The 9,466-nt window shown below is 73.5% G+C and carries 9 protein-coding genes and 2 pseudogenes; 5 read left to right on the forward strand and 6 right to left on the reverse strand.

Features of this window, described 5'->3' with window-relative positions:
• Positions 1-632 (forward strand): DbpA RNA binding domain-containing protein (locus E1258_RS26230; protein WP_207919725.1); only part of this gene is annotated, 632 nt, incomplete at its 5' end.
• Positions 633-766: 134 nt separating this feature from the next.
• Here the strand turns inward: E1258_RS26230 and E1258_RS26235 are convergent.
• Positions 767-1,301 (reverse strand): annotated as a pseudogene (locus E1258_RS26235) (S16 family serine protease); the annotation flags it as partial.
• A 165-nt stretch (positions 1,302-1,466) separates the two neighbouring features.
• Between E1258_RS26235 and E1258_RS26240 the strand changes: the two are divergent.
• Positions 1,467-1,814, forward strand: coding sequence for an Lsr2 family protein (locus E1258_RS26240; RefSeq protein WP_007071287.1), 348 nt, complete (start codon positions 1,467-1,469; stop codon positions 1,812-1,814).
• A gap of 210 nt (positions 1,815-2,024) precedes the next feature.
• On the opposite strand, the gene E1258_RS26245 is transcribed toward E1258_RS26240, so the two are convergent.
• Positions 2,025-3,008, reverse strand: coding sequence for a hypothetical protein (locus E1258_RS26245; protein WP_243715697.1), 984 nt, complete (start codon positions 3,006-3,008; stop codon positions 2,025-2,027).
• 52 nt (positions 3,009-3,060) lie between these two features.
• On the opposite strand from E1258_RS26245, the gene E1258_RS35175 reads away from it, so the two are divergent.
• Complete coding sequence (locus tag E1258_RS35175; protein ID WP_243715698.1) at positions 3,061-3,300, forward strand: hypothetical protein; 240 nt, start codon at positions 3,061-3,063, stop codon at positions 3,298-3,300.
• 237 nt (positions 3,301-3,537) lie between these two features.
• On the opposite strand, the gene E1258_RS26250 is transcribed toward E1258_RS35175, so the two are convergent.
• Positions 3,538-4,431 carry a DUF2726 domain-containing protein gene (locus E1258_RS26250; protein ID WP_132405820.1) on the reverse strand — a complete coding sequence of 298 codons (894 nt, stop codon included), beginning with the start codon at positions 4,429-4,431 and terminating at the stop codon, positions 3,538-3,540.
• Between the two features lie 160 nt (positions 4,432-4,591).
• On the opposite strand from E1258_RS26250, the gene E1258_RS26255 reads away from it, so the two are divergent.
• Complete coding sequence (locus E1258_RS26255) at positions 4,592-4,960, forward strand: FKBP-type peptidyl-prolyl cis-trans isomerase (protein WP_007071290.1); 369 nt, start codon at positions 4,592-4,594, stop codon at positions 4,958-4,960.
• A 267-nt stretch (positions 4,961-5,227) separates the two neighbouring features.
• On the opposite strand, the pseudogene E1258_RS36015 reads toward E1258_RS26255, so the two are convergent.
• Positions 5,228-5,539, reverse strand: a pseudogene (locus E1258_RS36015) (STAS domain-containing protein); the annotation flags it as partial.
• 192 nt (positions 5,540-5,731) lie between these two features.
• Here E1258_RS36015 and E1258_RS26265 point away from each other — a divergent pair.
• Positions 5,732-6,751: an SMP-30/gluconolactonase/LRE family protein gene (locus E1258_RS26265; protein WP_132405824.1), complete on the forward strand. Its 1,020-nt coding sequence runs from the start codon at positions 5,732-5,734 to the stop codon at positions 6,749-6,751.
• Between the two features lie 99 nt (positions 6,752-6,850).
• Here E1258_RS26265 and E1258_RS26270 read toward each other — a convergent pair whose 3' ends face one another.
• Entirely contained in the window at positions 6,851-8,122 is a 1,272-nt protein-coding gene (locus E1258_RS26270; RefSeq protein WP_132405826.1) for an Ig-like domain-containing protein, read from the reverse strand.
• Positions 8,123-8,719: 597 nt separating this feature from the next.
• Positions 8,720-9,466 (reverse strand): dihydrolipoamide acetyltransferase family protein (locus E1258_RS26275; protein ID WP_132405828.1); only part of this gene is annotated, 747 nt, incomplete at its 5' end.

Here is a 9,466-nt window from a genome sequence, read left to right on the forward strand (position 1 = left end):
GGGTGGCGATCACCCTCGCGGAGCCACGCGAGCACCGGATGCTCAAGACCATCGAGCGGGTGACCGGGCAGCGGATCGCCATCGACAAGATCCCCACGGCGGCCGACCTACGCAACCGGCGGCTGGAGCTGACCCAGGCGGCGCTGCGGGAGAGCCTGTTGGAGGACGACCTGGAGTCGTTCCGGGTGATCGTGGAGTCGCTGTCGGACGAGTTCGACATGATGGAGGTCGCGCTCGCGGCGGTGAAGCTGGCCCACGAGGCCGCCTCCCCGGGCTCGGACGACGACGAGGAGGAGATTCCGCAGGTCGCGGTCCGCCCGCCGCGCGAGGCGCGCCCGGGGCAGGAGGGGCGTGGTGGCGAGCGACGGCCGGGGCGTCCCCGCTCCGGGGGCACCACCCAGGTCTTCATCGGGCTGGGCCGGCGCGCCGGGGTGCGCCCGCAGGACCTGGTCGGGGCGATCACCGGGGAGACCCGGGTCAGCGGCCGGGACATCGGCTCGATCGAGATCGCGGACCGGTTCTCGCTGGTCGAGGTGCCGGCCGCCGTGGCGGACGAGGTGATCGCCGGGCTGCGGGGCAGCACCATCAAGGGCCGCAAGACGACGGTACGCCGCGACCGCGACCGTCCCTGACGATGGTCGGCCCCGGCCCGGGGCACGAGCGCGGCCGACGCGCGGTGACCCCGCCGCGCCGCGCCCGGCACCGACGTCGTTGACAGGGGCCCCTGCTATGCGCAATGCGACAACACGGGGCCCCTGCCTACGCCTCAGGCGGTGGTGAGGGCGGGGCCGGTGCGGGTGTCGGCGTCGGCCGGGCGCAGCGCCAGGGCGAGCGCGTCTGCGACGTCGGCGAGGGTGTGCACGGTCAGCGCCTCGCGCACCTCGGCCGGCAGGTCGTCCAGGTCCGGCTCGTTGCGCGCCCGGGATGATCACCTCGGTCAGGCCGGCCCGGTGCGCGGCGAGCAGCTTCTGCTTCACCCCGCCGATGGGCAGCACCCGCCCGGGGAGGGTCACCTCGCCGGTCATCCCGAACTCGGGCCGCACCGGGCGGCCAGTCACCAGCGAGGCCAAGGCCGTCACCATGGTGATGCCGGCGCTCGGCCCGTCCTTCGGCACCGCGCCCGCCGGGACGTGCAGGTGGATCCGCCGCCCGGCGAGGGCGTTCGGGTCGATGCCGAACCGGCGGCCGTTGGAGCGCAGGTACGACAGCGCGATGTGCGCGGACTCCTTCATCACGTCGCCGAGTTGGCCGGTCAGGGTCAGCCCCGGCTCGCCCTGCATGCTGGTGGCCTCGATGAAGACCGGGCTCGCGCGGGAGGAAGGCGTACTGCAAATTCCACCGAAGCAGCGGGATTGCATCGGGGCCAACTCGACGCGCCGAATGCAAACGAGGCATATTCTTGCGGATTCGCCAGGTGATACGTCAAACTCGTAACACACCCCGCCCCACACAAGGAGTAATTGGCGATGGCCCGGAAAGTAATCACCGTCTTGACGGACGACCTCGACGGCGGGAAGGCGGATCGGACCGTCGAGTTCAGCCTGGACGGCGTGGCGTACACCATCGATGTGTCCGACGAGAACGCCGGCACCCTCCGGAAGGCACTCGACCCCTACATCAACGCTGGCCGGCGTATCGGCCGAGGGCCGGTCGACGTCGGACGTACCGTCCGTCGCCCAGGCCGCGCGCCGGTCTCGGGAATGGATCGCGAGCAGAACCGGGCGATCCGGGAATGGGCCACCAAGAACGGCTACGAGATTTCCGACCGGGGCCGGATCCCCGTGTCGGTCGTCGAGGCCTTCAAGAACCGCTAAGCCCCACCGCGCGCACGATCGGGAACACCGGGGTCACGCTGGAGACTCGGCGTCGCCCCCGGCTGTTTTCTGCGGCGATTTCCCCGCACGCCCCGGCATCGCGCTCGACAGCCGCTCGCGGCACCGCGCCAAACGCACCCGGGCCGCCCGGGGCAAGTTCTGCCCCCGGGCGGCCCGGGTGTGCGTACGGCGCAGCGTCGCGGCGCCGGCTCAGTTGACCTGGATCCGCACCACATCGATCGCGGGGGTCTGGTTGGCCCGCTCCATCATCGGGATGCGGTGCGAGCCGTCACCGGCCCAGACCGAGCACTGCGCGGTGCCGGACTGCGGCAGGCCCGGCACCTGGATGATGACGTCGTCCGGCTGCGAGCCACCCCGGCCGTCCTCGGTGGCTACGAAGAACGCCGGCACGTCCTGCGGGTTCGGGGGCTGACGAGTGCTGTTCAGCATCCGGCAGGCGGTGTGGAAGTGGCCCCGGACCAGCCCCTGGCCGTTCAGCAGGGAGCTCTCCAGGTAGTAGCCGCCCTGGCCCGCGGCGAGGAACCGGTCCCGGATCAGGTTGCGGGTGGTGACCCGGAGCTGGAACGGCTGGTTGCGCTGGACCTGGTTGGGGAACTGCGTGATCAACAGCGACGGGTTGTTGGCCGCCGCGCCGACCTCGCCGAACGCGGTGCTGACGCACCGGTTGCCGTTCTGGAAGCCGTCGTGCGGCTGCAGCCGGCTGTTGCCGCAGTCCTTCGCGAGGACACCGAGGCCGTTGCCGTTGTTCTGGCCCCCGTTGTTGTTCCCGCCATTCTGACCACCGTTGTTGTTGCCGGCGTTGGGGTTGGCACCGACGGCGAGCTGACACGTGGCGAGCTGGTCGAGGCCCTGCGGGCGCTGCGCCACCCGGCCGATGGCGATCGCGATCCGGTCCAGGGTCGCCCGGCGCTTGTCGGCCAGCGGCCCGAGGATCGCGTTCTGGATGAATTGCCCGCCGTTGCGGCCCTCGGCCGCCAGCCGCTTGTTCGCCTCGTCGATCTGGGTCTTGAGCAGGGCGAGGTTGCGGTCCACCTCGGCCTTGGCCGCGGCCGGGACCGGGGGCAGCTTGCTGGCGACATCGGGGCAGGCGACAGTCGAGCCCGCCGCGGCGGCGTTGGTGTTGGCGTTGGTCGCGCCCCCGGCCTTGAGCGACTGGCATTCCGCGGCCGACATCTGGCCGTCACCCCAGTGATTGCGCACCCACCGACCGTTCTGCCACGTCTGGGTGGTGCTGCTGCCGATATTCGAGGTCGCACCGGGGCTGGGTGCCACGCATGACGCCGCCGCGGCGCGAGTGGTCGTCCGCCGGTCCTGGGCCGACGAGATCTGGGTCACGGCGACGACTCCACCGAAGACCGCAAGCGTGCCGACAACGGCCAGCAGCCGCTTGCTCCGCGCGTTACCGGATGACCGGCGCGCCCGTGGGGACCTGCGCATCGAATTGCTCTCCTTCTCGATCCGGTAGTTGACCCGTGATCCCGTCGGACCGATGAATTCGGGTGGGATGCCTCGGCGAGGATCACTGCGACGTTCCGGTCGCGTGTCGATGACCGACGATGCCCTTTCCTCATCGTCGTCGCGCCGGCCGGCGCGGCGGGGGAGATCCGTGTCCATTCGCGCTGGAGTACGGAGCCGCGACGGCGAAGGTTCAACCCGGATACGGGAATTTGTGGAGACCCGGTCGCCCCGGTGGACGCGTCGGTCAGCCGGCGCAGAGATGGTCGTAGGCGAAACCGTCCCGCATCTCGCCGCGCCGCTGACGCAGCCCGCGGATGTCCCGGTCGAGCTCCTCCCGCGCCACCAGCTCCGGGCCGGCTGCCTCGATGCCGCGCAGCCGCTCGCCGACCGCCACGGCGGCCAGGTCCTCGGCGAACCGACCCGCGTCGACGCCGCACGAGAAGCGCTGCTGGACGACCTCGACCCGTTCCACCAGGCACCGGCCGGGAAGCACCTCCACCCAGCTCCAGCCCTCCACCGGGCCGTTTGTCCAGCACACGTGCAGGCCTCGGACGATCGGGTCGACCAGCCGGCGGGAGACGTACGCCTCCACGGCCGCCGCCCGGGCGAGGGCGCCGAGGTCGTTGACGTGGCCGCTGCGCCCGTCCGGCAGCCGGCCGACGATCTCCCGGAACCGCACCGGCGCAACGTCCCCCGGGTCGTTCTGCCCCGGCTCCGGCGACACGGCGTCGGCGTAGGCGCGGGCGTCGATGACGTACTCGACGATCCGCCGGCCGTGGTCGGCGGCACGCAGGGTGGGCGAGGCGACCCGCAGCACCGGCAGGCCGACCGCCGCGCAGACCGCGTCCTTCATCCGCTCGGCGCGTTGCGCGGCGGAACCGGCCGGGGCCGGCGGCCCGACCTCGACGGCGAACAGCGGACGGCCGCTGTCCCCGGCGCACACCACGTGGTCGAAGCCCTCCCGGCCGGCCGAGTTCCACTGGTGGCCCGTGACCCCGGGCGGCCGGCCGTGCACCAGCTCCCCCAGTCGCCGGGCCGCGTACACGACCTGACCGGCGCGGGTGAGGACCGGGGCCCGCCCGGCCGACGCCGCGACCGGGCGCAGCAGGGAGCCGTGGTCACCACCGGTGCGCGTCATCCGCCTGTTCCTCCGTCGGCCGTCGACCGCCCGAGTCTAGGCCGCCGATCATGGCGCTCACCCCGCCGGTACGGCGGGACCGATGGAGATCGGCCGATCGCGATCCGGCAGGATCGACGGCGACCGCAGTGGACGCACCACCGACCAGGAGGCGTACGGCATGGACAAGCCCGAAATCGGCCCGATCGAGGGCGCGCCGCCCGCCGATCTCGTCATCGAGGACATCACCGTCGGCGACGGCCCGGAGGCTCAGCCGGGGCAGCGGGCCAGCGTGCACTACGTGGGCGTGGCGCACTCGACGGGCCGCGAGTTCGACGCGTCGTGGAACCGGGGCGAGGCGTTCGAGTTCCCGCTGGGCGGCGGGCGGGTCATCGCCGGCTGGGACCAGGGCGTGGTCGGCATGCGGGTCGGCGGCCGGCGCAAGCTGACCATCCCGCCGCACCTCGGTTACGGCAGCCGGGGCGCCGGAGGCGTCATCGCGCCGGGCGAGACGCTCGTCTTCGTCGTCGACCTGCTCGGCGTGCGCTGACCCGCGTCAGCTCCCCGGCCGGGGTCGTCGGCGATGGCCGGCGGCCCCGGCTTCGCCGGTGCGGGAAGCAGCGCGGGACCGCCCCGGCGGCCCAGGTCAGGCGGGCACCAGTGGCGCGGTGCCCCGCTCGGTGACCAGCGGCGCGAGCAACCCCGGGGGCAGCGCAAGCAGCGCGGGCGCTGCCCCCGCAGACGCGGCCGTGACGGACGCGGCGGGCTCGGGGGCAACCGGCGCGGCGGCGAGCGGGCCGGCGACGGCACGCGCCCGGACCGGGATGACCCGGCTCAGGCCGGTGACGTGCAGCACCCGGGCCACCGTCGGAGCCGGGTCGACGAGCACCAGCTCACCGCCACGGGCGCGGACCCGGCGGTGTGCGGCGACCAGCGCCCGCACCCCGGCGGCGGAGAGCAGCCGGACGCCGGAGACATCGAGCCGCAGCAGCGGCCGGGCCGGGGCGGCCCAGAGCGCGGCGCGGAGCACGCCGACCGTGGCGATGTCGACCTCGCCGCTCGCCCGCATCTCCACCACGTCGTCGCCCACGTTGATCTGCACGTGGAATCGATCGCTGCGCTGCTCCATGGCCACGAATCTAGCCCCACCCACCGACATTTCCGCCCTGTTCGAAAGTGACTCCGGGTACACCCAGGGTCTGACCCCGAGCCGCCCCCGATACGCCCTGGCGGGAGGCCGGAGGCGATGCTCCGGCCCGACCGGCCGACACGCCGCCGCGCGACGCGACTGCGGCGCGGCAGCGGGGCGACAATGGGCCCGATGGTCGTACCCCGTTCCCGCGCACCCCGGCCCATCCGCCCCGTCCGCGAGCCGGCCACCGTGGCGCCCCCGCTGGCCGGGCCGTGGGCGCCCGACGACCGGCGGCTCGACGAGGTGGAGCTGCTGCCGCTGCCCAGGGGCGCGCACGGCCCCGAGGACGTGGTGGTCGACCCGGCCGGCCGGGTGATCAGCGGGGACGAGGACGGCCGGCTCTGGTGGTGGCCGGCCGACGCGCCGGCGGGCACGCCCGCGAGGTCGCTGGCGGAGACCGGGGGCCGGCCGCTCGGCATCGAACTCGACCCGCGCGACGGCAGCCTGGTCGTCTGCGACGCGTACCGGGGGTTGCTGCGGGTCACCCCGGACGGGGCGGTACGGGAGCTGACCGGCAGCGCCCCGCCGGTGCACCTGGCCAACAACGCCGCTGTGGCCCGGGACGGCACGATCTTCTTCACCGACAGCTCGGACCGCTTTCCTCTGTCGCACTGGAAGCACGACCTGCTCGAACACCGGCCCAACGGGCGGGTGCTGGCCTACCATCCGGGCACCGGGCGGACCGACGTGGTGGCCGACGGGCTCTACTTCCCCAACGGGATCGCGCTGACCCCCGACGAGTCGGCGCTGATTCTGGTGGAGACGACCACCCACCGGCTGCTGCGGGTCGACCTGCCCGGCGGCGGGGCCACGATGCTGGCGGACCTGCCGGCGTACCCGGACAACCTCTGCGGGGTCGGCGACGGAACGTACTGGATCGCCCTGCCCAGCCCCCGGCTGCCGGTGGTGGAGCGCCTGCTGCCGCACCCGCGCCTGCGGCAGTTGGTGGCGCTGCTGCCCGACGCGGTCCGGCCGCAGCCGCGTCGCTACGGGCTGGTCGCGCTCGTCGACGGCGCAGGCACGGTGCTGCGGACCCTGCACGGCCCGCGCGGCGCCTACTGGATGATCACCGGGGTACGCCAGCACGGCGACCGGCTCTGGCTGGGTTCCCTGGTCAGCTCCGGCGTGGCCCGGGTGCGGCTCGACTGACTGCGACTACGGCCGAACCAGATGCCGCTGGCGGTCGTGCCGGGTCGGCCCGCCACCGTGCGGTGACGGGGCCGGCCCGGCGGTCGTTCCTCCCGATGGTCAGCCGCCGCTGGCCGACGGCGTCGGCCCGGGCGATCCCCCGCCGGCCACCGCCCCCGGGTGCGGCACGGTGTGCGGGCTGGGCCGCAGCCCGGCCGGGACGGGCAGGGCGCTGCCCTTGGCGAACTCGTCCCAGCTCACGTTCCAGGCTGTCCATCCGTTGCCGGCCCGCAGCGGCACCTCGGTGCCCGTGACGGTGACGAGGTCGCCGACCTGGGTGATCCCCATCAGCCAGTCGGCGGCGGTGGCCGAGACGTTGGCGCAGCCGTGCGAGACGTTGGTGTTGCCCTGGTCGCCCTCCGACCACGGCGCGGAGTGGATGAACTCCCCGCCCCAGGTGAGCCGCTGGGCGTCGTCGACGTCGACCACGTAGCCGCCGTCGGGCTCACCTCGGGTGTCGAACGTCGTCCGCTCGTGCTTCTCCATGATCACCATCTTGCCGCTGGAGCTGGGCGTGCTCGGCTTGCCGAGGCTGACCGGGATCCGGCGAACCAGCTTGCCGTCGCGGAAGACCGACATCTGCTTGGTGGCGTTGTCGATGTCGAGGGAGACCTGCCGGCCGATCTTCGAGGTGGCCCGGTGCTCGGCGTCGCCCACCAGGTCCTTGCCGATCGGCAGGCCCTCCAGGGCCGCCCGAACGCTGATCCTGGTGCCTGGCCGCCAGAAGTCGGGCGCGCGGTAGTAGGCCTGGGTGCCGTCCTCCAGCCAGGACCAGGTGCCCGGCTGCGGCGGGTCGGTCCTGACGAACAGCCGCTTCTGTACCGCCGCGCGGGCTTCCTTCGGCACGCCCGGGTCGAAGGCCACCGTCACGGGCATCGCCGTGCCGTACGTCTGGTTGCCCGCGAAGTAGAGCGTGCTGGTGATGGCCGGCTTGGTCGGCTTCGGCGCGGTGGTGAACGTCGTCCTGCGGGTGGCGGTCCTCCCGCCGTCCCCGGTCACCGTCACCTCGGCGGTGTACGTTCGCCCGCCGGCCAACGGCGCGTTGGGAACCCAGCTCGTGCCGTCCTGCCGGGGCTCGCCCGGGACCTGCCGGCCCTTGTCGTCGGTGAGCCGGACGCCGGTGACCCTGCCGTGGGCCACGCTGGTGCCGATCTCGGCGCTGATCGGGACGTCGCGGGCCCGATCGGCGGGCGACAGGTCGACCACGGGCGCGGGCGCCGCCCGCCCGGCTCGCTCGGCGGCCCTCTCCCGCTCGGCGGTGCATCCGCCGAGGACCAGTGGCAGGGCCGCGATGGTCACCGCCATGAGCCTCATTCGCCGCCTTACGTCCATATCCCGCACCTCTTTTCCGCTCCCCGTTGACCACATTGTGTACGGCGCGACGGGAAGCGTGGCGCAGTTTCCGGAAAGGCGCGGAGCTATTGTCGACAGTTTCGGCGGTGGCGGGACGAAAATGGTATGCCGCGCCCGGAGAGGCCGGTGTCACCGATCGGCAGGTCCACCCCGGACGACCGGTTCGCCCCGCCCTCGGTGCCAGTCCTGGTCGCCGTGGTCGCGGTCCCACCGGCCGCCCACCGGCGGCGTGTCCAGGCGGTCTGGGGATGGTCGTCGTGGTTGTCCCAGGTCCGGTTGCCCCGACCGGGTGGTCGTCGTCGGCGCCCGATTTCCCGTCCACCGCGCGGAGAAACGGGGCGGGAAAGGAGGCCGGGCCGAAAGGAACCGCGCCCGGCCAGGTGAAGGAATGTCCTCTTCCCGTCGCGATGGCCGCTGTTTCCCGGATCGAGGACAGCCTTCCGGGACCGGCCGGGCGATCGACCGGACGATCGGGCTCGGGGCACATTTCCGGCGTACTCGGGGCGGGCGGCGCGGGAAACGGGACAGGCGGGGCGCAAAGGGTTCCGGTCCCGGCGGCGCACGGCCGGGACCGGCTCACACGTTGGCGACCAGGAGGGCGGGTTGCTCCACGCAGTCCGCGACGTGCCGCAGGAAGCCGCCGGCCACCCCGCCGTCGCAGACCCGGTGGTCGAAGGTGAGGCTGAGCTGGGTCACCTTGCGTACCGCGAGCTGCCCGTCGACGACCCACGGCTTGTCCACGATCCGCCCCACGCCCAGCAGCGCCGCCTCGGGGTGGTTGATGATCGGAGTGGAGCCGTCGACGCCGAACACGCCGTAGTTGTTGAGGGTGAAGGTGCCTCCGGTGAGGCGGGCCGGCGGCAGGGTGCCGGCCCGGGCGGCGGCCGTGGTCTCGGCGAGCGCCGCGGCCAGTTCCCGGGTGGTGAGCGACTGCGCGTCGCGCAGCACCGGGACGAGCAGGCCCCGGTCGGTCTGCGCGGCGATGCCCAGGTGCACCCCCCGGAACTGGACGATCCGCTGCCCCTTTGTGTCGACGCGCGCGTTGAGTTGCGGGAACCGGCGCAGCCCACTGAGGCAGATCCGGGCCAGCAGGGCCAGCAGGCTCACCGGCGTGTCCGGGGTCGCGGCGTTGATCGCCCGGCGGGTCTCCACCAGGGCCGTGGCGTCCACGTCGACCCAGATGGTCACCTCGGGGATCTCCCGCCGGCTGCGGGAGAGCTTGTCCGCGATCGCCTTGCGGACGCCGGTGAGCGGAATGACCAGGTCCCCGTCGCCCGCCGAGGTGGCGGCCGGGGTGGCGGCCCCGCCGGTCGCGGTCGGCTC

The sequence above is a fragment of the Micromonospora sp. KC207 genome, assembly GCF_004348615.1.
Classification (GTDB): domain Bacteria; phylum Actinomycetota; class Actinomycetes; order Mycobacteriales; family Micromonosporaceae; genus Micromonospora.

What these genes read in the sequence shown, in the direction of transcription:
- E1258_RS26270 (WP_132405826.1), bottom strand. Translation starts at nt 8,122, where the DNA reads ATGGACGTAAGGCGGCGAATGAGGCTCATGGCGGTGACCATCGCGGCC.
- E1258_RS26255 (WP_007071290.1), top strand. Translation starts at nt 4,592, where the DNA reads ATGGACAAGCCCGAAATCGGCCCGATCGAGGGCGCGCCGCCCGCCGAT.
- E1258_RS26240 (WP_007071287.1), top strand. Translation starts at nt 1,467, where the DNA reads ATGGCCCGGAAAGTAATCACCGTCTTGACGGACGACCTCGACGGCGGG.
- E1258_RS26265 (WP_132405824.1), top strand. Translation starts at nt 5,732, where the DNA reads ATGGTCGTACCCCGTTCCCGCGCACCCCGGCCCATCCGCCCCGTCCGC.
- E1258_RS26250 (WP_132405820.1), bottom strand. Translation starts at nt 4,431, where the DNA reads ATGACGCGCACCGGTGGTGACCACGGCTCCCTGCTGCGCCCGGTCGCG.
- E1258_RS26245 (WP_243715697.1), bottom strand. Translation starts at nt 3,008, where the DNA reads ATGTCGGCCGCGGAATGCCAGTCGCTCAAGGCCGGGGGCGCGACCAAC.